The sequence below is a fragment of the Serratia myotis genome, assembly GCF_027474885.1.
GTDB classification, from domain to species: domain Bacteria; phylum Pseudomonadota; class Gammaproteobacteria; order Enterobacterales; family Enterobacteriaceae; genus Serratia; species Serratia proteamaculans.
This window is the reverse complement of the sequence record NZ_CP099707.1, coordinates 3,198,764-3,223,699: the sequence shown is the minus strand read 5'-3', so window position 1 is coordinate 3,223,699 and position 24,936 is coordinate 3,198,764. Positions and strand designations below refer to the sequence as shown.

General features: G+C 53.2%; 32 protein-coding genes and 1 riboswitch. Of the genes, 21 read left to right on the top strand and 11 right to left on the bottom strand.

The window, feature by feature from the left end:
• Nucleotides 1–546 precede the first annotated feature (546 nt).
• The 6 genes from NHG65_RS15300 (at nucleotide 547) to NHG65_RS15275 (ending at nucleotide 8,474) form a co-directional block, all read left to right on the top strand.
• Nucleotides 547–1,761 carry an aspartate aminotransferase family protein gene (locus NHG65_RS15300; RefSeq protein WP_207979064.1) on the top strand — a complete coding sequence of 405 codons (1,215 nt, stop codon included), beginning with the start codon at nucleotides 547–549 and terminating at the stop codon, nucleotides 1,759–1,761.
• Nucleotides 1,762–1,813: 52 nt separating this feature from the next.
• Nucleotides 1,814–2,848: an arginine N-succinyltransferase gene (gene astA, locus NHG65_RS15295; protein ID WP_099064315.1), complete on the top strand. Its 1,035-nt coding sequence runs from the start codon at nucleotides 1,814–1,816 to the stop codon at nucleotides 2,846–2,848.
• A complete protein-coding gene (gene astD / locus NHG65_RS15290; protein ID WP_099064314.1) occupies nucleotides 2,848–4,320 on the top strand; it encodes a succinylglutamate-semialdehyde dehydrogenase in 1,473 nt (490 codons plus the stop codon). Before astA ends, astD begins: the two co-directional genes overlap by 1 nt.
• An 83-nt stretch (nucleotides 4,321–4,403) precedes the next feature.
• Complete coding sequence (gene astB, locus NHG65_RS15285) at nucleotides 4,404–5,744, top strand: N-succinylarginine dihydrolase (RefSeq protein WP_499182353.1); 1,341 nt, start codon at nucleotides 4,404–4,406, stop codon at nucleotides 5,742–5,744.
• Between the two features lie 11 nt (nucleotides 5,745–5,755).
• Entirely contained in the window at nucleotides 5,756–6,739 is a 984-nt protein-coding gene (astE, locus tag NHG65_RS15280) for a succinylglutamate desuccinylase (protein ID WP_499182352.1), read from the top strand.
• A 652-nt stretch (nucleotides 6,740–7,391) separates the two neighbouring features.
• Nucleotides 7,392–8,474: a porin gene (locus NHG65_RS15275; RefSeq protein WP_099064311.1), complete on the top strand. Its 1,083-nt coding sequence runs from the start codon at nucleotides 7,392–7,394 to the stop codon at nucleotides 8,472–8,474.
• An 88-nt stretch (nucleotides 8,475–8,562) separates the two neighbouring features.
• Here NHG65_RS15275 and NHG65_RS15270 read toward each other — a convergent pair whose 3' ends face one another.
• Together NHG65_RS15270 and NHG65_RS15265 are read right to left on the bottom strand one after the other, a co-directional pair.
• Nucleotides 8,563–8,787, bottom strand: coding sequence for a biofilm development regulator YmgB/AriR family protein (locus tag NHG65_RS15270; RefSeq protein WP_099064310.1), 225 nt, complete (start codon nucleotides 8,785–8,787; stop codon nucleotides 8,563–8,565).
• Between the two features lie 130 nt (nucleotides 8,788–8,917).
• On the bottom strand, nucleotides 8,918–9,109 hold the full coding sequence (locus NHG65_RS15265; RefSeq protein ID WP_012145560.1) for a YdfD/YebW family protein: 192 nt from the start codon (nucleotides 9,107–9,109) through the stop codon (nucleotides 8,918–8,920).
• Between the two features lie 226 nt (nucleotides 9,110–9,335).
• On the opposite strand from NHG65_RS15265, the gene lysM reads away from it, so the two are divergent.
• The 5 genes from lysM to NHG65_RS15240 all read left to right on the top strand — a co-directional run bounded on the left by lysM (nucleotide 9,336) and on the right by NHG65_RS15240 (nucleotide 12,218).
• A complete protein-coding gene (lysM, locus tag NHG65_RS15260) occupies nucleotides 9,336–9,782 on the top strand; it encodes a peptidoglycan-binding protein LysM (protein WP_112349719.1) in 447 nt (148 codons plus the stop codon).
• Between the two features lie 287 nt (nucleotides 9,783–10,069).
• Nucleotides 10,070–10,210, top strand: a complete 141-nt coding sequence (locus tag NHG65_RS15255; RefSeq protein ID WP_165366775.1) for a hypothetical protein — start codon at nucleotides 10,070–10,072, stop codon at nucleotides 10,208–10,210.
• Nucleotides 10,211–10,233: 23 nt separating this feature from the next.
• Complete coding sequence (locus NHG65_RS15250) at nucleotides 10,234–10,398, top strand: hypothetical protein (RefSeq protein WP_020827317.1); 165 nt, start codon at nucleotides 10,234–10,236, stop codon at nucleotides 10,396–10,398.
• A 97-nt stretch (nucleotides 10,399–10,495) separates the two neighbouring features.
• On the top strand, nucleotides 10,496–11,437 hold the full coding sequence (locus NHG65_RS15245) for a pirin family protein (protein WP_261426418.1): 942 nt from the start codon (nucleotides 10,496–10,498) through the stop codon (nucleotides 11,435–11,437).
• Nucleotides 11,438–11,864: 427 nt separating this feature from the next.
• Nucleotides 11,865–12,218 (top strand): DUF1304 domain-containing protein, encoded by a 354-nt coding sequence (locus NHG65_RS15240; RefSeq protein ID WP_413481850.1) that lies wholly within the window; start codon nucleotides 11,865–11,867, stop codon nucleotides 12,216–12,218.
• A gap of 28 nt (nucleotides 12,219–12,246) precedes the next feature.
• On the opposite strand, the gene NHG65_RS15235 is transcribed toward NHG65_RS15240, so the two are convergent.
• Nucleotides 12,247–12,633, bottom strand: coding sequence for a helix-turn-helix domain-containing protein (locus NHG65_RS15235; protein ID WP_012145556.1), 387 nt, complete (start codon nucleotides 12,631–12,633; stop codon nucleotides 12,247–12,249).
• A 457-nt stretch (nucleotides 12,634–13,090) separates the two neighbouring features.
• Complete coding sequence (locus tag NHG65_RS15230) at nucleotides 13,091–13,303, bottom strand: YccJ family protein (protein ID WP_012145555.1); 213 nt, start codon at nucleotides 13,301–13,303, stop codon at nucleotides 13,091–13,093.
• 201 nt (nucleotides 13,304–13,504) lie between these two features.
• Between NHG65_RS15230 and NHG65_RS15225 the strand changes: the two genes are divergently transcribed.
• Nucleotides 13,505–13,744, top strand: a complete 240-nt coding sequence (locus tag NHG65_RS15225) for a DUF2766 family protein (protein WP_085117202.1) — start codon at nucleotides 13,505–13,507, stop codon at nucleotides 13,742–13,744.
• 41 nt (nucleotides 13,745–13,785) lie between these two features.
• On the opposite strand, the gene NHG65_RS15220 is transcribed toward NHG65_RS15225, so the two are convergent.
• Complete coding sequence (locus tag NHG65_RS15220; RefSeq protein WP_099064306.1) at nucleotides 13,786–14,019, bottom strand: YobH family protein; 234 nt, start codon at nucleotides 14,017–14,019, stop codon at nucleotides 13,786–13,788.
• Between the two features lie 178 nt (nucleotides 14,020–14,197).
• Between NHG65_RS15220 and mgrB the strand changes: the two genes are divergently transcribed.
• The 5 genes from mgrB to NHG65_RS15195 all read left to right on the top strand — a co-directional run bounded on the left by mgrB (nucleotide 14,198) and on the right by NHG65_RS15195 (nucleotide 17,021).
• Nucleotides 14,198–14,341 (top strand): PhoP/PhoQ regulatory lipoprotein MgrB, encoded by a 144-nt coding sequence (gene mgrB, locus NHG65_RS15215; protein ID WP_099064404.1) that lies wholly within the window; start codon nucleotides 14,198–14,200, stop codon nucleotides 14,339–14,341.
• A gap of 99 nt (nucleotides 14,342–14,440) precedes the next feature.
• Entirely contained in the window at nucleotides 14,441–14,713 is a 273-nt protein-coding gene (locus NHG65_RS15210) for a YebO family protein (RefSeq protein ID WP_099064305.1), read from the top strand.
• A gap of 145 nt (nucleotides 14,714–14,858) precedes the next feature.
• Complete coding sequence (locus NHG65_RS15205; protein WP_099064304.1) at nucleotides 14,859–15,173, top strand: phage protein NinX family protein; 315 nt, start codon at nucleotides 14,859–14,861, stop codon at nucleotides 15,171–15,173.
• 67 nt (nucleotides 15,174–15,240) lie between these two features.
• The gene (locus tag NHG65_RS15200; protein WP_012145549.1) at nucleotides 15,241–15,477 is read left to right on the top strand and encodes a DUF4060 family protein; all 237 of its coding nucleotides are present in this window, start codon (nucleotides 15,241–15,243) and stop codon (nucleotides 15,475–15,477) included.
• 176 nt (nucleotides 15,478–15,653) lie between these two features.
• Nucleotides 15,654–17,021 carry an amino acid permease gene (locus tag NHG65_RS15195; RefSeq protein WP_099064303.1) on the top strand — a complete coding sequence of 456 codons (1,368 nt, stop codon included), beginning with the start codon at nucleotides 15,654–15,656 and terminating at the stop codon, nucleotides 17,019–17,021.
• Between the two features lie 39 nt (nucleotides 17,022–17,060).
• Here the strand turns inward: NHG65_RS15195 and NHG65_RS15190 are convergent, their stop codons facing one another.
• On the bottom strand, nucleotides 17,061–17,351 hold the full coding sequence (locus NHG65_RS15190; RefSeq protein ID WP_207979074.1) for a hypothetical protein: 291 nt from the start codon (nucleotides 17,349–17,351) through the stop codon (nucleotides 17,061–17,063).
• A 222-nt stretch (nucleotides 17,352–17,573) separates the two neighbouring features.
• On the opposite strand from NHG65_RS15190, the gene NHG65_RS15185 reads away from it, so the two are divergent.
• The 3 genes from NHG65_RS15185 to cspE all read left to right on the top strand — a co-directional run bounded on the left by NHG65_RS15185 (nucleotide 17,574) and on the right by cspE (nucleotide 19,815).
• Nucleotides 17,574–18,572, top strand: coding sequence for an MBL fold metallo-hydrolase (locus NHG65_RS15185; RefSeq protein ID WP_099064403.1), 999 nt, complete (start codon nucleotides 17,574–17,576; stop codon nucleotides 18,570–18,572).
• Nucleotides 18,573–19,447: 875 nt separating this feature from the next.
• Entirely contained in the window at nucleotides 19,448–19,564 is a 117-nt protein-coding gene (locus NHG65_RS15180; RefSeq protein ID WP_071593021.1) for a DUF2627 domain-containing protein, read from the top strand.
• 41 nt (nucleotides 19,565–19,605) lie between these two features.
• Entirely contained in the window at nucleotides 19,606–19,815 is a 210-nt protein-coding gene (gene cspE / locus NHG65_RS15175) for a transcription antiterminator/RNA stability regulator CspE (RefSeq protein WP_002221949.1), read from the top strand.
• 52 nt (nucleotides 19,816–19,867) lie between these two features.
• Here the strand turns inward: cspE and pgeF are convergent, their stop codons facing one another.
• Nucleotides 19,868–20,584 carry a peptidoglycan editing factor PgeF gene (gene pgeF, locus NHG65_RS15170; protein ID WP_413481847.1) on the bottom strand — a complete coding sequence of 239 codons (717 nt, stop codon included), beginning with the start codon at nucleotides 20,582–20,584 and terminating at the stop codon, nucleotides 19,868–19,870.
• 144 nt (nucleotides 20,585–20,728) lie between these two features.
• Here pgeF and rlmA point away from each other — a divergent pair, with 144 nt between their 5' ends.
• On the top strand, nucleotides 20,729–21,550 hold the full coding sequence (rlmA, locus tag NHG65_RS15165) for a 23S rRNA (guanine(745)-N(1))-methyltransferase (RefSeq protein ID WP_207979078.1): 822 nt from the start codon (nucleotides 20,729–20,731) through the stop codon (nucleotides 21,548–21,550).
• A 66-nt stretch (nucleotides 21,551–21,616) separates the two neighbouring features.
• On the opposite strand, the gene mntP is transcribed toward rlmA, so the two are convergent.
• From mntP to NHG65_RS15145, 4 genes are all read right to left on the bottom strand, one after another.
• A complete protein-coding gene (mntP, locus tag NHG65_RS15160) occupies nucleotides 21,617–22,186 on the bottom strand; it encodes a manganese efflux pump MntP (protein WP_085117194.1) in 570 nt (189 codons plus the stop codon).
• Between the two features lie 11 nt (nucleotides 22,187–22,197).
• Nucleotides 22,198–22,381, bottom strand: a riboswitch (yybP-ykoY riboswitch).
• A 221-nt stretch (nucleotides 22,382–22,602) separates the two neighbouring features.
• A complete protein-coding gene (locus NHG65_RS15155) occupies nucleotides 22,603–23,061 on the bottom strand; it encodes a DUF986 family protein (RefSeq protein ID WP_085117193.1) in 459 nt (152 codons plus the stop codon).
• Nucleotides 23,062–23,115: 54 nt separating this feature from the next.
• Nucleotides 23,116–23,958, bottom strand: a complete 843-nt coding sequence (locus NHG65_RS15150; protein WP_085117192.1) for a PTS mannose transporter subunit IID — start codon at nucleotides 23,956–23,958, stop codon at nucleotides 23,116–23,118.
• Between the two features lie 15 nt (nucleotides 23,959–23,973).
• Nucleotides 23,974–24,774 (bottom strand): PTS mannose/fructose/sorbose transporter subunit IIC, encoded by an 801-nt coding sequence (locus NHG65_RS15145; protein ID WP_085117191.1) that lies wholly within the window; start codon nucleotides 24,772–24,774, stop codon nucleotides 23,974–23,976.
• Nucleotides 24,775–24,936: the final 162 nt, after the last annotated feature.

Sequence of the window (24,936 nt, the reverse complement as noted above, 5' to 3'; positions counted from 1 at the left end):
GAATTGACGCGGCTTTGCCCGTATGTGGTGCATTCTCTGCACCGATGTGGGGCAAAAGTGTGATCGGACGCAAATCAGGCCAAATTATTTTTGCGAGCGCGATCAGAATTATTGAAGTTTTTTGTAATTGAATAGGATTTCGCAGCCAACGATGATTTTTAGCCTTATTTTTTCAATTATTCATTACCAATGCATATTTATTGAATAAGTATGCATTGTAAGCCGTTGTTTTAGCGTAAAAAAACGCAAAAATCGCCGAAAATCCCAGTTTGGCACGATAGCTGCTCTACACTCTTTATCAAACGGCATGTATTTTAACTGCTCGTTAACATTTATTCCCCGTTCCAGGACCCGATACCCGGCATAAATAGCGAAAAACGCGTTTGATGTAACAGATTTGTTTCTGAATAGGCGGTGAAAGGCAGAGTTATCACCGGTCGAAAAGTGGCAGCGACGGCGTGGTTTTTGTTGTTTTGTGGCGGGACATCCGGGCAGGAGCGGCCCTTACAGTCAAAATTCAGTCTTTGCTGAAGTTATGAGGTCATTATGGAACAGCCAATCGCAGTTACCCGCCAGTCTTTCGACGACTGGATGGTCCCGGTTTACGCCCCCGCTGATTTTATTCTGGTACGGGGAGAAGGCTCGCAGGTCTGGGATCAACAGGGTAAGTCGTACATCGATTTCGCCGGCGGTATCGCGGTCAACGCGTTGGGCCATGCTCACCCGGTGGTGACGGCGGCGCTGGTGGAGCAGGCGGGCAAACTGTGGCATCTGGGCAATGGCTACACCAATGAGCCGGTACTGCGTTTGGCAAAGCAGCTGATTGACGCCACCTTTGCCGACAAAGTGTTTTTCTGTAACTCCGGGGCGGAAGCCAACGAAGCGGCACTGAAGCTGGCACGCAAACGCGCGCTGGACAAGGGCAACAGCAGCAAGAACCAGATTGTGGCGTTCAACAACGCCTTCCACGGTCGCACGCTGTTTACCGTTTCTGCCGGCGGCCAGCCGAAGTATTCCAAAGATTTTGCCCCGCTGCCGGGCGGCATCACCCACACGCCGTTCAACGATCTGGCGGCCGCCGCCGAAGTGATCAACGACCAGACCTGTGCGGTGATCGTCGAGCCGATTCAGGGCGAAGGTGGCGTATTGCCGGCCGATCCCGCTTTCCTGCAGGGCCTGCGTGAGCTGTGCGATCGTCACGATGCGGTACTGATTTTCGATGAAGTACAAACCGGCATGGGCCGTACCGGCGAGCTGTATGCCTATACGCAATACGGCGTAGTCCCGGACGTGCTGACCACCGCGAAAGCGCTGGGTTGTGGCTTCCCTATCGGCGCCATGCTGACCACTGACGAACTGGCCAAGACCCTGGGCGTCGGCACTCACGGCACCACCTACGGCGGTAACCCGCTGGCGACGGCGGTGGCAGGTGCGGTGTTCTCGATCATCAATACGCCGGAAGTGCTGGAAGGGGTTAAACAGCGTCACCAGTGGTTCCTCGACGGTTTGAACAAGATTAACCAGCAGTACCCGATTTTCTCTGAGATCCGCGGTGGCGGCCTGTTGATTGGCTGCCAACTGACCCAGGATTATGCCGGCAAGGCAAAACAGATCACCCAACTGGCCAATGAAGAGGGCGTGATTGCCCTGATCGCCGGGCCGGATGTGGTGCGCTTCACCCCTTCACTGATTATTCCTGAGCAGGATGTGAAAGAGGGGCTGGCGCGATTCGCGCGAGCCGTGGCGCGGATTTGCAGCTAACACAGGGGTTGCGCCTTCACCGGCGCAGCCTGATTAAGAAGAGGTTCGCATTATGATGATTATTCGCCCTATAGAGCGTCGCGATTTGGCTGATTTATTGACGCTGGCCGGTAAGTCCGGCATCGGTCTCACTTCCCTGCCGCAAGATGAAGATACCTTGTCGGCACGCATTGAGCGGGCGTTAAAAACCTGGCAAGGCGAACTTCCGCAAAGTGACCAGTGTTATCTGTTTGTTCTGGAAGACAGCGAGCGCCAGCAGGTGGTCGGGGTGTGTGCCATTGAAGTGGCCGTGGGGCTCACTGAACCCTGGTACAGCTTCCGCGTTGGCACCCAGGTGCATGCGTCCAAACAGTTGAATGTGTATAAATCGGTGCCGACGCTGTTCCTCAGCAACGATCACACCGGCCATTCCGAACTCTGTACGCTGTTCCTCGATCCGGACTACCGCCACGGCGAAAACGGCAAGCTGCTGTCGAAGGTGCGTTTCCTGTTTATCGCCGCTTTCCGTGAGCGTTTCTCCGCCCGGCTGATTGCCGAAATGCGCGGTTTCTCCGATGAGAACGGCCGTTCGCCGTTCTGGGAGAGCGTAGGCAACCATTTCTTCTCCATCGAGTTCGCCAAGGCGGACTACCTGAGCGGCACCGGCCAGAAGGCGTTTATCGCTGAACTGATGCCGAAACACCCGCTGTATGTCGATTTCCTGGCCGAAGACGCGCAAAAAGTGATTGGCGAAGTGCATCCGCAGACGGTACCGGCGCGCCGGGTATTGGAGTCGGAAGGCCTGCGTTATCAGGGCTATGTCGATATCTTCGACGGCGGCCCGACGCTGGAAGCGGAAATCGACCAGATCCGTGCGGTCAAACAAAGCCGCCTGGTGAAAGTGGTACTGGATGAAACGCCGATGCGCGCCGATGCGCCGGTTCATCTGGTGGCTAACGATCATTATCAAAATTACCGCGCACTGCTGGTCAATGCCGATCTGTATGACGACCGTCTGCATATCAATGCGGCCACCGCTGCGGCGCTGGGCGTTGAGCAAGGCAGCCCGGTGCGGGTTATCCCCCTTATTGCACAGGAGAAAGCGTAATGTCCCATCCTGCACTGTTTATTAATGGCACCTGGCAGCAGGGCCATGGCGCTGAATTCAGCAAAACCGATCCGGTCGACAATCAGCCGCTGTGGCAGGCTAACGCCGCCGACGGCAGTGATGTCGCCGCCGCCTGTGAAGCGGCTCGTGCTGCTTTCCCTGCCTGGGCGCGCACGCCGTTTGAACAACGTGAGCAATTGGTGAAGCGTTTTGCCGCGCTGTTGGAAGAGCACAAGGCGCATTTGGCAGCGACCATCAGCCGTGAAACCAGCAAACCCCGTTGGGAGACGCTGACCGAAGTTCAGGCGATGATCGGCAAAGTGGCGATTTCCCTGCAGGCTTATCAGGCGCGTACCGGCGTAAGCCAGACCGCGATGGCGGATGGCGCTTCGGTGCTGCGTCACCGGCCGCACGGCGTACTGGCGGTGTTTGGGCCTTATAACTTCCCCGGTCATTTGCCTAATGGGCATATCGTACCGGCGCTGTTGGCGGGTAACACGGTGGTGTTTAAGCCGAGTGAGCTGACGCCGCAAACCGCCGAGGAAACCCTGAAGCTGTGGCAGCAGGCCGGTTTGCCTGCCGGGGTGATCAATATGGTGCAGGGCGGACGTGAAACCGGCGAGGCGCTGGCCGCCAGTACCGATATCGACGGCCTGCTGTTTACCGGCAGTGCCGGCACCGGCTATCACCTGCATCGTCAGTTGGCGGGGCAGCCTGAGAAGATCCTGGCGCTGGAAATGGGTGGCAACAACGCACTGATTGTCGATCAGATTGAAGACTGCGATGCGGTGGTCAACCTGGCGATCCAGTCGGCCTTTATTTCCGCCGGTCAGCGCTGTACCTGTTCGCGCCGTATTCTGGTGAAACGCGGCAGCGAGGGCGATGCCTTTATTGAGCGTTTGGTGCAGGTGGCGAGCGCCTTGCGCATTGGCCGCTGGGATGCCGAACCTCAGCCATTTATGGGCGGGGTGATCTCTTCGGCGGCGGCAGAAAAAATGCTGGCGGCGCAACATCACCTGCTGTCTCTGGGCGGCAAAGCCTTGCTGACCATGCAACGTCTGGAGAGCGGCAGCGCGTTGCTCAGCCCGGGCATTATTGACGTGACCGGCGTGCAGAATGTGCCGGACGAGGAATACTTTGGCCCGCTGACCACCATCATTCGCTATAACGATTTTGATGAAGCGGTGCGTATCGCCAACCAGACGCGCTATGGCCTGTCGGTCGGGCTGGTTTCGCCGCAGCGTGAGCGTTTTGATCACCTGCTGTTGGAGGCGCGTGCCGGTATCGTCAACTGGAACAAACCTTTGACCGGGGCTTCCAGTGCGGCACCGTTCGGCGGTGTGGGGGCCTCTGGCAACCATCGCCCAAGTGCCTACTACGCAGCGGATTACTGCGCCTGGCCAATGGCATCGCTGGAGAGCGAAAGCCTGACGCTGCCGGCCAGTCTGTCGCCGGGACTGTCATTTAATTAAGTTTTACCCGTCGCCTTTCAAGCCGCAGCGTTATTACTGTAGGGGTGCAGCATGCAGCGCCCCTACAATATCAGGAGAACAGCATGTCAGGATATGAAGTCAATTTCGATGGTCTGGTGGGCCTGACGCATCACTACGCCGGATTGTCATTTGGGAATGAGGCCTCGACCCAGCACCAGAATAGCGTGTCGAACCCGAAACTGGCGGCCAAGCAGGGGCTGCTGAAGATGAAGGCGCTGGCAGACCTCGGCTTCCAGCAGGGAGTATTGCCACCGCAGGAACGCCCGCACGTGCCGATGCTGCGCAAATTGGGTTTCAGCGGCAGCGATGAAAGTGTTTTGGCACAGGCGATGCAGCAGTCGCCACGTCTGCTGTCTGCGCTCAGTTCGGCCTCTTGCATGTGGACCGCCAATGCGGCCACGGTGTCACCTTCGGCGGACAGCGCTGATGGCAAGGTGCATTTCACCGCCGCCAATCTGAACAATAAATTCCATCGCGCGATTGAGGCCGAGACGACTTCCGGCGTACTGCGAGCGATGTTTAACGATCCCCGCCATTTCGCCCATCATGAGGCCTTGCCGCAGGTGGCGCTGTTCGGTGACGAAGGTGCGGCTAATCACAACCGACTGGGCGGCGACTACGGCAAACGCAGCGTGCAGATGTTTGTTTACGGCCGTCAGGAGTTTGGGGGTGAAATTGCCCCAACGCGTTATCCGGCACGTCAGACGCGTGAGGCCGGGGAGGCGATTGCCCGTCTGCATCAGTTGGACGAGCAGCATACGGTGTTTGTGCAGCAGAACCCGGAGGTGATCGATCAGGGCGTGTTCCATAACGACGTGATTGCCGTCAGCAACCAGAACGTGCTGTTCCATCATCAGCAGGCTTTTTATCGCCAGCAGCAGGCGTTGGATGAAGTGCGTCGCAAGATGGCGACGCTGGACACCGAACTGGTGGTGATTGAAGTGCCGACGACGCGGGTGTCCGTGGCGGATGCGGTGGCAACCTATCTGTTCAACAGCCAGATCCTGACCAAACCCAACGGCAAAATGATGATCGTGGTGCCGGAAGAGTCGCGTCAGCACAGCGGCGTCTGGAGCTATCTGAGCGAGATGGTGTCCGGCGGCGGGCCAATCGATGAAATCAAGGTGTTTGACCTGCGTGAAAGCATGCGTAATGGCGGCGGGCCGGCCTGTTTGCGGCTGCGTGTGGCGTTGAATGAGCAAGAGCTGCGGGCGGTTAATCCGCGCGTGATGATGAACGATAGCCTGTTCGTCACGCTGAATGAATGGGTCGATCGTTATTACCGCGATCGTCTGACGCAAAATGATTTGGCCGATCCGCAACTGCTGCGCGAAGGGCGTGATGCGCTGGATGCCCTGACGACCATCCTCGGGCTGGGCTCGGTTTATCCTTTCCAACAATAGGCGGAGCCACCATGTTTGATTTGTTGGCCCTGACGCTGACGGGGCAGGTCCCGGTTGAGCAACAGGGCGAGAACGCGAATTTGCACTGGCACTGGCTGGGGGAAGGCCTGCTGGAGATCACCCCACGGCAGGATTACCGCCAGGCGGTAGTGCTGTCAGCGGGTATCCACGGTAATGAAACTGCCCCCATTGAGCTGCTGAATCAGTTGGTCAATGATCTGCTCAGCGGTAGCCGAACCTTAGCGGTTAGGCTGCTGGTGGTGCTGGGCAACCCGGCGGCGATGCGTGCCGGTAAGCGTTATTTGCACAGTGATATGAACCGGATGTTTGGCGGCCGTTATCGTGATTTTGACCACAGTGGTGAAACCGCGCGGGCACAGCAACTGGAGCAGGCGATCGCGGAGTTTTTCGCCGATGAGGACGCTGCCCGTTTCCATTATGATCTGCATACGGCGATACGTGATTCACGCCTGCCGCGCTTTGGTATTTTGCCTTTCCAGACGCGGCCTTACAGTGCCGAGATGCTGGCCTTGCTGGATGCCGCCGATCTGGATGCCCTGGTGATCCACAGCGCGCCGGGTGGCACTTTCAGCCATTTCTCCAGTGAGCATGCCGGCGCTGCCAGCTGCACGCTGGAACTGGGCAAGGCGAGGCCGTTTGGCAGCAACGATCTGCAGCAGTTTGCCGCCATTAACCGTGCGTTACAGACGGCGGTGAGTGATGAGCCTTTACCGCAACGAGCGGCGGATACCTTGCGGCTATTCCGCGTTGAGCGCTCGCTGATCAAGCGTAGTGAAGACTTCAGGCTGCATCTCAGTGATGATACTGCCAACTTTACCGAGCTGAAGCAGGGCACGCTGTTGTGTGAGCAACCGGGAGAAGAGTACCGGGTACAGCATGCCAGTGAGTGGATATTGTTCCCTAACCCTGGCGTTGCACTTGGGTTGCGTGCCGGTATGGTACTGATCGAAGCGCCACGCAGCACGCTGTATTGAACCGTTCTTCCTAAATACGTTTTTATACTTGCCGTGTTTGAGGTTGTAGTGATGTTGGCTGCAACCTTAAATAACGGCGGTATATCATGCTACCCCTTCCGCTTATTTCCCCTTCTTTATATTCCGCTGTTCAATGTTTTTTATTTTTTACCTTTCATCTTCGCCAAACCTCTTTTTGATGGTTTGACTTCGATTAATTATTCGAAGCGGTAAAAGCTTGGCTTAAAACACGGGTAAATGTCCTAAATGACCAGCGCGACTTTACTCAGATAAAAATGTGAAATAAGTAACGTTATTAATAACCATGCTAAGTTTCATGATATTTATGAAACGAATGGAAAGCATACAAAAAGAAACTAAATTGCACCAAATTAGTGCATTGCACCAATGTGGTTATAACTTATGTGCCAAAATATAATGAAAATCAATGGTTTGATTGGTTGTGGTGTTGTAATATTTAGTTACAAATAAACATGCTTTATCCACGGTGTTTTATGAACTTTTTTATTTGAAGTTACGATTCATGATGCTAATGTCACATGGCTCCTTTATTAGGGGCGCTCATAAAACGCTAAATGATAAAGATCACAGCCCAAACCATAAATTGGGCGTGATGGGCAGGAATTAAAAATTATAATATCTAGGAAAATAAATGATGAAACGCAGTGTATTAGCCTTAGCTATTGCCCTCGGGGCAATGACCTCCTTTGCCAACGCGGCTGAAATTTATAATAAAGATGGCAATAAACTCGACCTGTATGGTCGTGTAGCGGCCAAACATGTTTTCAGCGATGATAAATCCGAAGACGGCGACAAGACTTATGTCCGTTTCGGTTTTAAAGGCGAAACGCAAATCAATGACCAACTGACCGGTTATGGCCAGTGGGAATACAACGTTCAGGCCAACCACGACGAAGCGCAGGGTACCGCGGGCACTAAAACCCGTCTGGGCTTTGCCGGCCTGAAATTCGCCGACTACGGTTCATTCGATTACGGCCGTAACTACGGCGTTGTGTACGACCCGGAATCCTATACCGACATGCTGCCGGAATTCGGCGGTGACTCCTATAGCTACACCGACAACTACATGACCGCACGTTCCAACGGCCTGGCAACTTACCGTAACCGTGATTTCTTTGGCCTGGTTGAAGGTCTGAGTGTTGCGTTGCAGTACCAGGGTAAAAACGACGGTGATGGCCGTGGCGTGACCAAACAAAACGGTGACGGTTACGGTATGTCCCTGGATTATCAGGACATCGGTGGTTCTGGTATTGGCGTAGCGGCGGCGTTCTCTGACTCCAACCGCACCAGTGCACAAAAAGAATTGGCTTACGGCAAAGGCGACAGCGCAACAGCCTGGACCACGGCAATCAAGTATGACGCCAACCAGGTTTACCTGGCAGCCATGTATGCCGATACACGTAACATGACGCCAATCAGCGGCAATGGCGTGTCTGGCTTCGCCAACAAAACGCAGAACTTCGAAATGGTGGCTCAGTACCAGTTTGAGAACGGTCTGCGTCCTTCTCTGGCCTACGTGCAGTCCAAAGGCAAGGATATCGAAGGGATTGGTGATGTCGATCTGGTGAAATACGTGGAAGTGGGTGCGACTTACTACTTCAACAAAAACATGTACACCTATGTTGACTACAAAATCAACCAGTTGAACGACGATAACAAGTTGAAACTGAGCACCGACGATATCGTGGCAGTGAACTTGACCTACCGTTTCTAAGTTTCAACGCTATTACCTTCTTCCTGTGTCGGGAACCAAAAGGTAATCAGGCAGAGCGCGAGCTCTGCCTTTTCTATTATTGGGGCCGCTATCCTTTCGGGGCTTGCCCCATCACCTCAATCGCCGAGCGCAAGGTGGCAAAGCGCTGCTGATTGGTCTCATGCTCAATCTCGTTAACCAAATGGGCCAGAATATTATTGCCAGAAATTTTTTTATTGAGATTGATCAGTTGGATCACTGCGCCGCCGACCACCAGGCTGACGTCGCGTAACAGGGTTTCATAATGTTCGTTTGAGAGGGTAGATACGGGCATCACGCCGTCTCCATATCGTTCGGGTGAAGCAATTTAGCAAACTGGCGGCATAAAGCATTGTAGGCAGACCTGTTTTCCGGTGAATTCAGAAATTCCTCAGAGGAAAGTAGCGGAAAACTTGTTCGATAGTTTACATCGGCGCATATTCGTTGGCCGGCAACCAGAAGCCGTCGATAAAATCCTCAAACGGAAAACAACCGGCATGGCGCAGGTTCTGTTCCTTCATGCTGATCAGACACTGGCGTTCATCGCGCAGTACGTCAACCACGATATCGGCACAGCCGCCATCCAGATAACAGACAAACATCACCAAGGCGTACATTGCGTCTCATGTCCTTCACCCAATCCTTCCATACCCCTATTGTAGGTAAAGTCGGCGATTGTTTCATGCCGGGCAGGTGCAACTGGACAGTTTGGCAACTAAATGTGGCACTTTCGGATTACTCTAACCGCTTAAAACCGCAGGGCCAATTGAATATCCCTCTTGCAGTGCTAAGCTTAACAAGCCTTAAGTCAACGCAACATTGTAACCATCGAAAGGAGTGAATATGGGTTTGTTTAACTTCGTCAAAGAAGCGGGCGAAAAGCTGTGGGACACAGTGACCGGCAATGCGACTGCCGAAGATCAAAGCGCCAAACTGAAGGACCACCTCAATAAGACCGGTCTGCCGGGTATTGATAAGGTTGATGTGCAGGTGGTTGACGGTAAAGCCGTGGTGACTGGTGACGCAGTCAGCCAGGAACTGAAAGAGAAGATCCTGGTGGCCGTAGGGAACGTCGCCGGCATCAGCGGTGTGGAAGACAAGGTGACGGTTGAACAAGCCGCCGCAGAAAGTCGTTTCTATACCGTGAAGAAGGGCGATACCCTGAGCGCCGTTTCGAAAGAAGTGTATGGTAATGCCAATCTGTACAACAAGATTTTCGAAGCGAACAAGCCAATGTTGTCCAGCCCGGACAAAATCTACCCGGGGCAGGTACTGCGTATTCCACAGTAACCGCGACACATTCTGCCTGGCCGGATCTCTGGTCGGGCTTTTTTATGCCATTTGCTATAAGTTGGTCTAATTATTTTATTGTTTTAATAAGTGTTGAGAATGCTTCCTGTTCTTCGCCGTATCTGTCAGGGGGGAATATTGACCCTGGCGAGGAAAGTTGATAGCGTCTTGCCACTCTTGAGGTCTGAGCGGCATTGGGCGCGGAATCTGACAAACCTGCAATGGCGGGCTTTTTATCAATCACCCCTCACAAAAACGTTAACGCGTGATGAGTTAAGATAGATTCTGTGAAACAACAACGTAATACCTCACAAGATAAAAACTACCGTGAAACTTTGGGAGACGCGCAATTTGCTGTCATTGTGCTGGCGATAGCGTCCTGCTCCCTGATCATCTTTACGCTGTCAGTCACGCTGTGGCTGACATGACGTCTTTCAATGCAGGGGATAAAATGGAGCACAATCTCCACGATGAAACCAAGCTGCTGGCTGTTATCGGCTTACTGGTTTCCGTGTTGTTAGTGGTATCAATACTCTTTGGTGTGACTTACTTCTCCGATCTGAAGCATGCTCGCGATGAAGTCGATATCAAAGGCTGCTACATCAAGGCATCTTAGCGCTCAGACCACCCAGGTTACGTTCTGGCCGCCGGCTCATGGTAAGCTGGCGTCCGGTTACTCACTCACCTGTGTGACGTTCTGGAGGCGTTTTATCATGAGCAATTCCCGCCCAACTCATTCTTCATCTTCCCGTGATTGTCCTGTGGTTGACGGCATCCGTCAGATCCAACGCATTGCCGTACGCAACGCCGAAGTCGGCGGCATTGAGATCAATCGTGCCTTGCCTACCCGTGAACGCCGTACCGTGGGGGCCTGGTGCTTTCTCGACCATGCCGGTCCGTCGGTATTCAGTGGCTCCTCGCAGGGGATGGACGTCGGGCCGCATCCGCATATCGGCCTGCAAACCTTTACCTGGATGATTGAAGGTGAAGTGCTACACCGTGACAGCCTGGGCAGTGAACAGGTGATACGTCCCGGCCAGGTCAATCTGATGACTGCAGGGCAGGGTATCGCGCATACCGAACAGTCAACGGGCGAACAGCGGCGTTTACACGCCGCGCAATTGTGGATCGCGTTACCTGCCGAACATGCCAATATGGCACCACGCTTCGATCATTATCCTGATTTGCCGTGCTGGCAACGCGACGGGGTCAGGCACACTTTGTTGGTGGGCGAGTTTGAACAATATCGTTCCCCGGTGTTCACTCTTTCGCCTTTAATCGCCATTGATTTGGAATGGCAGGCCGATGGCTATTTGCAATTACCTCTGCGAGAGGACTTTGAAATAGGATTTTTGCCCCTTATTGGTGCATTTGAGGTTAATGATGAAAAATTTTCACCTGATGAGTTTGCCTATTTAGGTAAAAATCTTAACCGTATCGAGTTACATGCCAGGAAGGGCAGCCGTGCATTATTAATCGGCGGACTCCCTTTAAACGAAGAGATTCTCATTTGGTGGAACTTTGTCGGTCACAACAAGCAGGAGATTACTCAGGCGCAACGTGACTGGGAACAGGGGAATACACGTTTTCCCGAAGTTAGCGGCTATTATGGTCAACGTATGACCGCGCCACGCCTGCCCTGGAGCGATGTTTGATATCATCAGGCTATAACAAACTAATGGTTTTATTCATTTCGCTCTATTAACGTTAAATTAATGTGATCGAAATTCCATGTTTGGGCGTAAATATAGTTTATCTGGTAAATAGTGATCTGGCGCAAATAAAAGGTCGGAGCAGTGGATTAAGATAAATCTCAAGAAGTGATGTTGTCCACCGCTAGTCAGAAGCCTGTGAGGTCATTATGAGCCAAGTACTCTATCGTGCAAGATTATCCCATGTTGTTATTGCAACGGCGGCGTTTTGGATCACCATCGCAGCCATGTTGGTTGTCGCACTAAACTAACTCTGAATGATTATGCAATAAACCCGCTACGGCGGGTTTTTTTATGCCGGATTATTCGCAATATTCTGAGTGCGGTTATACTGGTTAAACCTAATCCCAGGTTAACCCCGTAAAATAAAATGATAATTCTTTCTAATATAATCGTGTTGTTAATTGCCGCGATCCATTTGTATATCCTGATCCTGGAAATGTTCCTTTGGCAGAAACCTACTGGCAGGCGAGTGTTTGCTACCACCGCAGAATTTGCTGCGGCAACGCGGGTGCTGGCAGCCAATCAGGGGCTGTATAACGGTTTTCTGGCGGCAGGACTGGCCTGGGGTGTCTGGCGCAACGATCCGACGGCGCAGCTGTTCTTCCTCGGCTGTGTGCTGGTGGCGGGCGTGTTTGGCGGGCTGACGGCCAGCCGTAAAATCCTCAGGGTGCAGGCGCTGCCCGCGTTAGTGGGGCTGGTGGTGGTCCTTTGGGCGCACTAGCCCGCCGTTGACGGCGGCGGGAAAGCGGTCAGGCGGTCTTCTGATGAATGACGTGCAGCGGCGGGGCGATGTGCAAATCCACGCTTAAATCCTGACGAAAATCATAAGGCGTGATATCGAACCGCTTTCTGAACATATAAGTGAAATGTGACTGTGAGCCAAAACCAAAATCGAGGGCGATGTCGAAAATAGAAGCGTCACTGCTACGCAACTGGTAAACCGCGCCGGCCAGTCTGCGCTCACGGATGTATTTGCCCAGCGAAATCCCGGTCGCTTCTTTGAACAGCTTCTGCATGTGCCACAGAGAGTAGCCGGAGTATTCGGCCAGCTCTTCGAGATGGATCACTCTTCCAAGGTGAGTTTCGACCCATTTACTGAGGGCGCAGACTAATGAGAGGTGATGTTCTTGTATCATCAGTGCGTCTGTGTGAGATCTACATAGCGCTGAAGTATACACAACTTGCCGCCACGGACAAAAAAGCCACCGACACCGAGGCGAAATTATTCGGAAAAACCATCGTCAGGTGGCTTGTCAGCCGGAAGGGAAAACGGCTAATCTGAGATTGGCCGCTACTGCCGATAGTAAAGTGGGTCAGATCGCAACACATAACAACTCAAGCAGATCCAGCCGTGACAATTCAGCGTTGATGGGGTGATCGCATGTTAATGACAGTGATTATTACTCTGGTTGTAATTGTAGGTGTAGCCGCTTTTATGGTGACACCGGTGATGAGAATGAATAATGCGGAAGGTGTGGGAGGTGAAGAGCCGTGATATCAGGGCAGAATATGACCCCCAATGGGGTTTGACAGACTACCGAAAAAGCCTGGGCACAGAGTGACCCGGGCTTTTTATTGCTGAGCATTAGCCGATTAAACGTTTTTCCGTTCCACGGTTTCTTCACCCCAGTACAGTTGGTCGGCGCTGGTTTTGGCAAAGGCCATTTGCAACGCTTCGTCACTGCCTTCTTCCCAGATTTTTTGTGCCAGAACCTCATCGTTTTTTGCCAGTTCAAAAATAGCCTCGGCGATCTCCACCGAAGTTTCACGCACGGTAGCCCAGGATTTCACATTGTGGTTTGCCATAACTTTCTCCTGTTGGGTTGTGGCTGAGGGTTGCGCCGAAAAGCGTGCCGCTCAAGGCTCAAGTATAGGTCAATTCAACCGGGCGTTTTGGCAGCCAATGCGCAACATCGTTGAAAATTCAGCGGCAAACGACCAGGAGGCGGTAAAGCCTCAGGCGGCATGCTATTCTGTGCGGCGTCTGAATTAAGAAGGAAAGGAATTATGTCCGACATGCTGAGCAACGATCAGGAATTGGCTTCCGACCTGGTGGCCTGCCAATTGGTGATCAAACAAATCCTGGACGTTATCGACGTTATCGCCCCCACCGAGGTGCGGGACAAGATGGCAAGCCAGTTGAAGAGCATCGATTTTACCACTCACCCAGCCGGTGCCGATCCCGTGACCCGGCGGGCGATTGAAAAAGCAATTGCATTGATTGAGATGAAGTTTACCCGCAGCTAATGGGGAAACCGCCGCTGAGCGACGGTTCTGAGCGGTGGTGATTAATCCACCACCGTTTCGACTTTCTTGAACAACGGGCAATCGGCCACGCCAATCACGCCGTTATCACCATGCAGATACTGGGCGATCACCAGGTTGCGTGCCGTCATGTACTTACACTGCAATCCCAGCCCACCGACGTTTTTATTGCTGCCGACCAACACGCCATAGCCCGAGAACAAAAACACCCCATACACTACTGCCAGCAGCACTGCCCATTTCACCAACTTACCCATTGTGACTCCTTGTTATTTATCGTCGTTGCGATATAGCCACGCTCCGGAGAAGGGGGCAATGGTAACAATCTGAAAAGTAGCCCTCAAGCCGGTTTCTAAACGACAGGTTAAACTTCGTTTAAGTTGGCTGTGATAGCATGCCCAACAAATTATCAAGATAACAATGAGGCTGCTAAATTTGTTACGGAAAAAAATCCTCGTGATAATGGCGTTCCTCGCTGCCTGCCTGTTCTTTTATCTGCTGGCGCTGGATAGCTATTGCGATGAGGGGGGCACATTCGCGTTGGGAGTTTGTTCCGTTACCCGCTTGATTCCCTGGTGAGATGCGAGGCAGTGCGTAACAATTTTCTATCAAGATGTTCGAGCCGGGGCCCGGAGTGCTAAGATGTCCGCCTGTTTTTAGCAGTAGATAGGGTTGTCCATGTACGATTTAGGTTTTGGTCCGAATAGCCTGGTGTCGCTGGTTGTCGCCGTGCTGGCACTGCTGGTGGGATTGTGGATCTGGTTCCTGGTGAATCGCGCCAGTGTGCGTGCCAATGAGCAGATCCGCCTGCTGCAGGAAATTGCCGAGCAGCAGCGTCAGCAAACTGCATTATTGAAAAGCCTGGCGCATAGCGCGCGCGGCGATAGCGTGACGGACGATGACGATCTCAGCCCGACGCTGGATTTCAAAGGTTTTATCCCCGAGCGTTAATCAAGATGCCTGTCGGGTGGCGTTGCCACCCGCATCGCGCCGAAAAACATTAGTGTAGATAATATAAAAACCCATCCCATTGTCATAAATCTGTCGTATTAGCATCGTAATGTAGCGCCAACTCTACGAAAGATGGATAAAGCCGATGATTAAATGGTATGAAGAAAGCGACGCCGAGGTGAACCGCAGCATTGCGTTGATCACCGGAGAAAACCCGGATAAATGGTATCCTTACGGCGGTGTGAAAGGTAAAGATTATTGCAAGAATCCCTCCGATGCCTGGCCGATTATCTGCGCCAATAAAATCAGTCTGAATGCCGATGCTCAAAGCGACAGTACTCAGTGGCAAGCGCGCATGAGCACTCAGCTTGGCGAGTGGCAGGCGGACTGCAGCAGCCCCCTGCGTGCAGCGATGATCTGTTTCCTGCTGAGCCAGCAAACTAACGAAATGGTTCGTTGAAACACCAGAATTACTGATGACTTTCCCTTTTTATGACAACAGAACTTGTCTCTGGCGGAGCCTGTTTATGAAGCGCATTATTAAAGGTGATAAAAACTTGTCTCATCTGGTGGTTGCCCATGCGGCAATCGATCGTCATGCCGAAAGCTTTGGTCAGCGCCGACAGGGCTGGCCGTCAACCTATCTGATAAAATATCAAAACGATCGCGTGGCAGTAGAGGTGGTAACACGTCGCCAGTCCTACGTCGCAACGCTGATGATTGGCGCGCGCAATCTGACCAAGTTGTGCGGCCTGTCCGGTTAAAAACTCACCCCTTCTACGGTTATTCCCAGTATAAAATAGCGCCCTGGCCATCGTTGCCGGGGCGCTACTCCTTGATGCTCACGGGGTTAAGTGTTAAAAAGCCGCCCGCAGATACATTTATTGATTGGCGAAATCTTGCGCAAAAGCGGCAGGATCCCACGCCATATGAGGATAAGATGGGCGGTCAGCAGCAGGATACCCCGCTAAAACGCGGTTTAAAAAACAGACACATACAACTCATCGCCCTGGGCGGCGCCATCGGTACCGGCCTGTTTCTCGGCATTGCGCAGACCATTAAAATGGCCGGTCCCTCGGTGCTGCTGGGTTATGCCATTGGCGGTTTTATCGCTTTTCTGATCATGCGTCAGTTGGGGGAGATGGTGGTTGAAGAGCCGGTCGCCGGGTCGTTTAGCCACTTTGCCTATAAATATTGGGGTGATTTCGCCGGTTTTCTTTCCGGTTGGAACTACTGGGCGATGTTCATTTTGGTCGGCATGGCCGAATTGACCGCGGTCGGTATTTATATTCAGTATTGGTGGCCGGACATCCCGACCTGGGTTTCCGCCGCAGTATTCTTTGTCCTGATCAATCTGATCAACCTGGTTAATGTGCGGCTGTACGGCGAAACCGAGTTCTGGTTTGCCATCATCAAGGTGGTAGCGATTGTCGGCATGATCGTCTTCGGCGCCTGGCTATTGGCCAGCGGCAACGGCGGTCCGCAAGCCAGTATCGGCAACCTGTGGGAGCAGGGCGGCTTTATGCCACACGGCATTGAAGGGCTGGTGATGGCGATGGCGGTGATCATGTTCTCATTCGGTGGGCTGGAGATGGTGGGCATTACGGCCGCTGAAGCGGCCGATCCACGCCGCAGTATCCCCAAGGCCACCAACCAGGTGGTGTACCGCATTCTGATTTTTTACATCGGCTCGCTGACGGTACTGCTTTCGCTCTATCCGTGGGACAAAGTGGTCGAAGGCGGTAGCCCGTTCGTGATGATTTTCCATGCGCTGAACAGCAATCTGGTGGCAACCCTGCTCAATGTGGTGGTGCTCACTGCGGCGCTGTCGGTCTACAACAGTGGGGTCTATGCCAACAGCCGTATGCTGTTCGGGCTGGCGACGCAGGGGAATGCGCCCAAGGCGTTGACCCGGGTGAACAAGCGCGGTGTCCCGGTATTGTCGATCGCGCTGTCGGCGCTGGTGACCTCGGTCGGCGTGCTGATCAACTATGTGATGCCGGGGAAGGCCTTTGAGTTGCTGATGGCGTTGGTGGTCTCTACCCTGGTGATTAACTGGGTGATGATTTGTCTGGCGCATCTGCGGTTCCGCGCGGCGAAAAACCGTCAGGGCGTGATCCCAATCTTCAAGGCGTTGTGGTACCCGTTTGGCAACTACCTGTGCCTGGTGTTCCTCAGCCTGATTCTGGTGATCATGTATTTCAGCGAGGGGATCCGTATCTCGGTATTGCTGATGCCGGTGTGGATCTTGCTGTTGTGGACAGGCTTTATGCTGACGCGCCGCAAAGGCGCTAAAGTTCGGCGGTAATCTATAACGGAGGCGCTGTCTGCGCCTCCGGTTCATCCTTTAGCTGCGAGGCATAAAGGCATTGCCTGGGGCGGCGCGGCCTAATCCCAACAGCTTCCTGCACAGCAGGAACAGGGTGGTGATGACATCGATAGCGACCACGCTCAGCATCAGCATTCCCAGCATGAAGAAACTCACCAGCGCGCCAACCAACAGCACCAGTGGTGCCGGTACGCGCACCCGACGCAGTTTCATCGCGGCATACATTTTCCAATACTGCATCTGTGCCAGCATCGCGCTACGGATACGGCCCAGTCGAACACGTGATTTGCGTGATGTAGAACGGCTCATAACTTCTCCTTTTCTGAATGTCCTAATAAGTAAATCACAAGGATCTTAAGAGATGCTTAACAGGCTCTAGTCGGCCCTGGCATTCTTACAGGAACTGTGACAACACAATACCCGAAAAGGTCCCCCTGAGGTGAGCACGGTTCACAAAGCGTGCGGATCGCGTATCTTGTTATGCTGTCGAACCTGCCCGTGCAGGGTGTCCGCAATGGTCGGGAGAGCAACTTGAAGATAACCAATCGTTACTATGATGCCGGCAAAGCGCACCATACCCCGCAGGGGTTTCGCAATCCGGAGCCTTCGCAACGTCAGGCGGGGGATTTAAAACGCTGGCAGGATGAGCGCAAACAGCTGGGGTTGCCCAAACCGCCGCAGATGGGCTATCCGCAGTTTACCCAGCGCTGGTGGCAACGTGCCGATCTTAGCGGCAGCGATAACAGTATCTGGTGGCTGGGGCATGCCTCGATGCTGCTGCGTCTCGATGGCCGTTATATCCTGATTGACCCGGTACTGTCGGAACGCGCATCGCCGTTCAGTTTTTATGGCCCGAAGCGCAAGACACCGCCGCCGTTGACGGTTCAACAGTTGCCGACGGTGGACATAGTATTAATTTCACACAATCATTATGACCATCTCGATCGACGCACCGTTCGGCAACTGGCGCGGCGATTTCCGCAGGCGACCTTTATTGTGCCGCTGGGGCTGAAGAATTGGTTCCGACGTTACCGCCTGCAGCGGGTAGAAGAGCTGGACTGGTGGGATAGCCTGCAGTTGGGGGATTTGACGTTTCACTGCACACCGGCGCGTCACTGGAGCATGCGCACCCTGTGGGACCGCAATCGCTCTCTCTGGTGCGGTTGGGTGATCCATCATCCGGCGCTACGCTTCTATTTTTCCGGAGACAGCGGCTATTCGGATAGTCTGGCAGACATTGGCACCCGTTTAGGGCCGTTTGACGTGGCGGCGTTGCCGATTGGTGCTTATGCACCACGCTGGTTCATGCAGGAACAGCATATGGATCCGCAGCAGTCGGTGACGCTGTATCAACAATTAAATGCGCCGCGGGTGATTCCGATCCATTGGGGGGTTTTTGAGTTGGCCGACGAGTCGTTGGATGAACCGCCGCAGCAATTAAATCTTGCTCTGAGTGCAGCGGGAATAGAGCAGCACCGGTTTCGGCCAATCAAAATTGGTGAGCGCATCGCGCTTGAGGCTAACTCTTAAGCGTTAATCCTGGGCCTGCAGGACGGACGCGAAGGTTGCCACCGCCTGCAGGCCAGCGCCGATGCGGGCTGTGGCCATTCCGTAGTGCGGGGCCCGGTTATCCCATGCCTGAGGTTACGCGTTGGCCTGAATAGATACCACGTGGAGAAAAAGAGAAAATAAATACGCCCGGTAGACATTCTTATTGACCGAGTAAATACCTGCGCGTTTTTTAAGATTTAATTTCGCTATAGATTCCCACACTCTTCAAGGTTATTGCCGTTATTTAACCCCCGTAATAAGTAATGTATTTCACTGCTGCTGCACGACAAGAGTGCGTAAATTCTGATTTTGCATGCTTATGCACCCTAAAGTGGCACGCTATTTGATTTTTGTTATGAGATCCCGGTTGCACAAATTGTGGCCACCCTGATTGAGAGCAATAATGAGCCTGGGTATTATTTCGTTGCCGGGGGCAGGGAAGTCGCGGACGGAAGGCGGTGCCAGCGTCGGGCCATCCAGATGGCAACCCGATGGTCGGATCATCCGATATCAAATGTGCCCGTTCATCGATATTCAAAAGTTGTATAAGAAATTCCATAAAGATTCAAATTTTTTAACGTTCTAAGCGTCTGCCTGGGGTTATATGTTGCAACATACATTGGTCAATCGGATGAAAGAATTGTTAAAATTCAGTCAGGGTGCGGAGTGTAGCGAGGTATCACTGTTAAGCAGAAAATAGCTAAGGCTTCAACATCTTTTAGTCTATTTAAGCTTATGTTGCTCTCGACCGTTTCAAATATGTGCGACAGCTCCACCAGTGATTAAAAATGGCTTGCCATCGAATACAGAGTATGTGATAACGCATCTGGGTAAAACGAGGTACAGTTCTGTATATGTGTGGCATTTTCAGTAAAGAAGTTCTGAGTAAAAACGTTAGCGTTGAATACCGCTTCTCTGCCGATCCTTATCTTAGTGCCTCAAGCAGTAACGACTCTAGTTTGTCTATGTAACGCCTCCGGGCGGTTTAAACAATCCAAAGGAAATACTCAAGATGGCAAAGATTAAAGGTCAAGTTAAGTGGTTCAACGAATCTAAAGGTTTCGGTTTCATCACTCCAGCTGACGGCAGCAAAGACGTGTTCGTACACTTCTCTGCAATCCAGGGTAACGGCTTCAAAACCCTGGCTGAAGGCCAGAACGTTGAGTTCGAAATCCAAGATGGCCAGAAAGGCCCATCTGCAGTAAACGTTACTGCAATCTAATCAGCGTCAGCTGTACAAAAAACCCGCCTTAGTGCGGGTTTTTTCGTTTCTGTTATCTACCGGTAATAATAATCCCCGCGTACTGATTTCGCCCGGTAATACCCGGATGCGTAGGGTCTTGCTCGCGCCGGTGACTGTTGCGACGGTAGCTGGTGTATTTAAAACGCTGTGGCTGGTGCGGGTCGGTATTGGGGGTGCAGATGGTGCAGCTTCCGGCATGGTCAACGGCGGAAAACCCCAGTTCGCGGAGTTTGGATTCGGCGATGGCGGCCAGATCCAGGTGGCGATAATGGGGACTGATTAAGGCCGCGGGCAGGGGTAACTGTTGCTTGAACCTTGCGACCAGTTCCTCGTTGACCTCGTAACAGCAGGGGCCGGCCGCAGGGCCAATGGAAGCCACCCAATTAGCGGTTGAGTCATCACGGCTGATACGCGCCGCCAGTTGCTCCAGAATGCCGTCCAGCAGGCCACGCCAGCCGGCATGCACGGCAGCAATGGCAGAACCGTCGTTACGGCTGAAAATCACCGGCAGACAGTCTGCCGTTAACACGCTGAGCAAAATACCGGGCTGGGTGGTATAGAAGCCATCGGCTTCACCGCACAGTTGCGTTGTCTGCGTAACGTCAACAATACGAGTGCCATGCACCTGTTTCTTCTCCGGCAGGGTGACGCGGTAGGGCAGCAGGTGGCCGGGCAGCAGCGCACTTTTGTTGCCGAAACCGTGCTGAATGGCCGGTATGGCGTTGAGCAGTAGGGAATAATCGGTCATATAAGGTTTTTGCCTGCGTCAGAAAACTTAACGTCAGTGTAGCCAGTTTTTTTCCCGCTTGGCTAGGCCCTGGCGGGATGTACCTTGCATCACACCAGCGCCTTCTTTAGACTAGCCGCGCCGTATCTCTCTGGAATCCAAGCCATGTCTTATCAGTGCCCTCTGTGTCATCAACCGCTTCATTTATCTCATCTGCAATGGCGTTGCGACGCCAACCATCAGTTTGACTGCGCCAAAGAAGGCTATGTCAATCTGCTGCCAGTACAGCACAAGCGTTCAAAGCAGCCCGGAGATAGTGTGGAAATGATGCAGGCGCGGCGCGCTTTCCTGGATGCGGGTTTCTATCAGCCCTTGCAACAGCGGGTGGCCGAGCTGTTGGATCAGGCGTTGGCGACCGATGCACAGGCGTTACTGGATATTGGCTGTGGTGAAGGCTACTACACGGCAGAGGTGGCCGCCCGATTGGCACAGCAGCGGAATATTACGGTGTATGGCCTGGATGTTGCCAAGGTGGCAATTCGCTATGCCGCCAAGCGTTATCCGGCAGCGTCATTCTGTGTGGCGTCGAGCCACCGCCTGCCGTTTGCCGACGGCTCTCTGGACGCGATACTGCGTATTTATGCGCCTTGCAAAGCTGAAGAGCTGGCTCGGGTGGTGAAACCCGGTGGTGTAGTGGTCACGGTATCGCCCGGCCCACGTCACCTGTACCAATTGAAAGAACAGGTCTATCAGCAGGTGCAACTGCATGTCGAACAGGATGAGCAGTTCGCCGGTTTTGACTGTGAACGCGTTGAGTCGTTAGCCTACCCGATGACGTTACCGGGTGAGCAGGCGGCCAACCTGCTGCAGATGACGCCGTTTGCCTGGCGGGCCTCTCCAGAGGTACAGCAGCACCTGATTGGCTGCGAGGCCTTCGCCTGCGAAACCGATTTTGTCATCGCGCTGTACCGCCGTCAGCCTGATTAAGCCTGAATCACGGGCCACAAATAAAAAAACCTGCCATTGGCAGGTTTTTCTTTGCGTTCAGCAGGATCAGGCGAGATAACCCAAATGCTCCAGCAGGATATTGAAGCCGATACCGATCAGCACCACGCCGCCGAGGATCTCCGCACGTTTGCCTAGCAATGGCCCGATAAAGCGGCCAATCATCATGCCCAGGGTGGCCATAATCATGGTGGCACAGCCGATAGCCATGGCAGTGTGCACGATATTCACCTGCAGGAAGGCGAGACCGACACCGATGGCCATGGCGTCGAGGCTGGTAGCAATGGCGGTGGCGACCAACAGCCAGAACCCGTGACGCTTCACTTTTTCCACTTCGTCCGGCCGGTTTCTGACGCCTTCGACGATCATGCGCATACCGAGGATAAACAGCAGTGAGAAGGCGACCCAGTGATCCCATTCCATAATGTATTGGCTGGCGAACAAGCCGATGCCCCAACCGATAATCGGCGTAATGGCTTCGACCACCCCGAAGATGAGTCCGGTGCGTAGCGCTTCACGAAAACGAGGTTGATGCAGGCTGGCACCTTTGCCGATCGATGCGGCGAACGCATCCATAGACATGCCAAAAGCGAGAATGAGTGTAGCTGACAAGTTCATGTTAAGTAACCTCGGCCGGGCGGCTCCATATACACGTAACCCACCCCCAACCATACGACGGAGTTACGTGTCTATGGTCTCGCCAACCTTACCTGGCTGCCCGCACCACGTTTTAATGGATAAAACGAGTATGTTGATACGGGCGTTTCTGGCGTTTTATTGTCCAGAAACCGGCTACTCCCCAATGACGGCGCAACCATACCATATTAATTCCGTTACCAACAACCCTTATTCCCGATGGACATTTGTTTGGAGTTGATAATTGTTTTCATTAATGGAATGTACAAGAATGAATATAATGTAGGCGAGTGCAACAATATTGCGTAAATAATCATCAGGTAGCCTCGTGCGCTGGCGAATAATTATCCACATACAGCGCAGGGTGAGGCGGCGGGAGAGTTAAGGTTATTTCTTACTCACTGATTTTCTACAAAAAAGTGATAAATCTTTTCCAGATCGTCTAATTGAGTGACCTGAATCAGCAAGCGACGCTGCTCCAGATCTATCACCAGGATGCCATCCTCGGATAAATTCATGGCTTTAATCCGGTTATATTCAATAAAGGCGTTGGCATAAAAGAAACCCTGGGCTTTAAACAACATCTTGGGCCAACGGATATAAGAAATATAAATGGCGATCAGTGCTAAAGAAATAAGCAGATAGGTGGTTATTAACGCACCCTGAGTGGTGACATTTCGATAGAGCAGAATGGCGATCAGGCCGATAAAAATCAGGCCATCAATCCGATTACGGCGTTTTAACTGCACCTTGAGCAAGGTTTTGCCTTTCAGCAGGTTCATACCGAACTCGTCGTAAATCGCATACACCAGCATCAGCGCGGTGAAAATCAGTAATACGCCATCGGTCAGCGACATCTTTCAACTCCAGAAATAAAAAAACCGGGGGGTTCCCCCCGGCGATTAAAACGCTTACAGACCCAGCAGACCTATCCAGTAACCGAAGATACCGATGGCAAAGAAGCCAATGATGATCCACAGCGCATTCACTTTTCTGCGCAGTAGCCACATACAGCCGAAGGTCAGCAGCAGCGGCACCAGACCCGGCATCAACTGGTCGAGGATGGTTTGCACCGTGGTCACTGTGGTATGCCCGGTCTGGTCGGTGATCTTCGACACCACCAGCGGGATATTCACGTGCGTCCACTTGTTAACCAATGCCCCCATGACAAACAGGCCGAGAATGGACGCTCCTTCCGTCAGTTTTTGCAGGAAGCCGCCGCCCATATCATTAACGATATCCACCCCTTTGCGGTAACCGTAGGCCACGCCGTAATAGCGGGTCATCAGGCGCACCAGGTTGAACAGAACGAAGAACAAGAGCGGACCCAGCAGGCTGCCACTCATGGCAATACCGGCGCCGAGTGCGGCGAATACCGGCCGTACGGTACCCCAGAAAATCGGGTCGCCGACGCCGGCCAGTGGCCCCATCAAACCGACCTTGATACCGTTGATAGCCGCATCGTCGATCGGTGCCCCGTTAGCGCGCTGTTCTTCCATCGCCATGGTAACGCCAAGTACCGGCGCCGCCACGTAAGGGTGGGTGTTAAAGAACTCCAGATGGCGTTTGATCGCCTGTTTGCGGTCGTCGTTATTTTCCGGGTACAGGCGACGGATCACCGGCACCATTGAGAAGCAAAAACCCAGCGCCTGCATACGTTCGAAGTTCCATGAACCCTGGAACAGATTCGAGCGCATAAACACACCGCGAATATCGGCTGGCGTGAGTTTCTTTTGAGCTGTTGTATCAACCATTTCTCTCACCTATTCCTAGTCGAGTTCGTTATCGAGGTCGTTGGCATTAGCCGGACCAGCCTGGACTACCTGAGACTTGTTGTATTTCGGGCTGAGCTGGATATAAAGCACCGCCATCACCACGCCGATCACGCCGAGGGCGACCAGGTTAAAGTTGGTGAAGGCAGCGGTAACGAAACCGAGGTAGAAGAATGGCATCAGGTAGCCGGCACGCATCATGTTGATCACCATGGCGTAACCAACCACCACGATCATCCCACCGGCGATGTTAAGGCCGCTGGTGACGACTTCCGGGATCGAGTTAAGCAGCGCGTGAACGCCTGAGGTGCCCACCGAAACCGCAACGATAACCGCCGGGATGGCGATACGCATTGCCTGCAGCAGCAGGGCGGAGATATGCAACCAGGTAATGGCGCGTAAACTGCCGCGCTCCGCCGCGCTGTCTGCCGCATGCTGGAAGGCCACGGTCAGGGTACGCACGATGATGGTCAGCACTTGCCCAGCGGCTGCCAGCGGTATGGCCAGGGCGATACCGGCCCCGACGCTTTGCCCACCGGCAATAACCAGAATGGTGGAAATGATTGACGCCAACGCCGCATCTGGCGCTACCGCCGCACCGATGTTCATCCAGCCCAGTGCGATCATCTCCAGCGTACCGCCGATGATGATACCGCTTTTCATGTCACCGAGAATAAAACCGATCAGGGTACAGGCGACCAGCGGACGGTGAAACTGAAACTCGTCGAGGACAGAACCCATCCCGGCGATACAGGCAACGATAAATATCAGTACAATCTGAAGAGTGGTAATCTCCATTGCACTTCTCCTATGACCAAAGATCTCTGAGTAAAATAATTATTGGCTATCCCCTTCATACTTGAAGCTGCATCTTTGTTGGCTGCATCCACTCACCCCAGTCACATAGTTCGCTATGCTCCTGGTGATTCGCAGACTTGCCGCCGCGATGCCACTCCAATT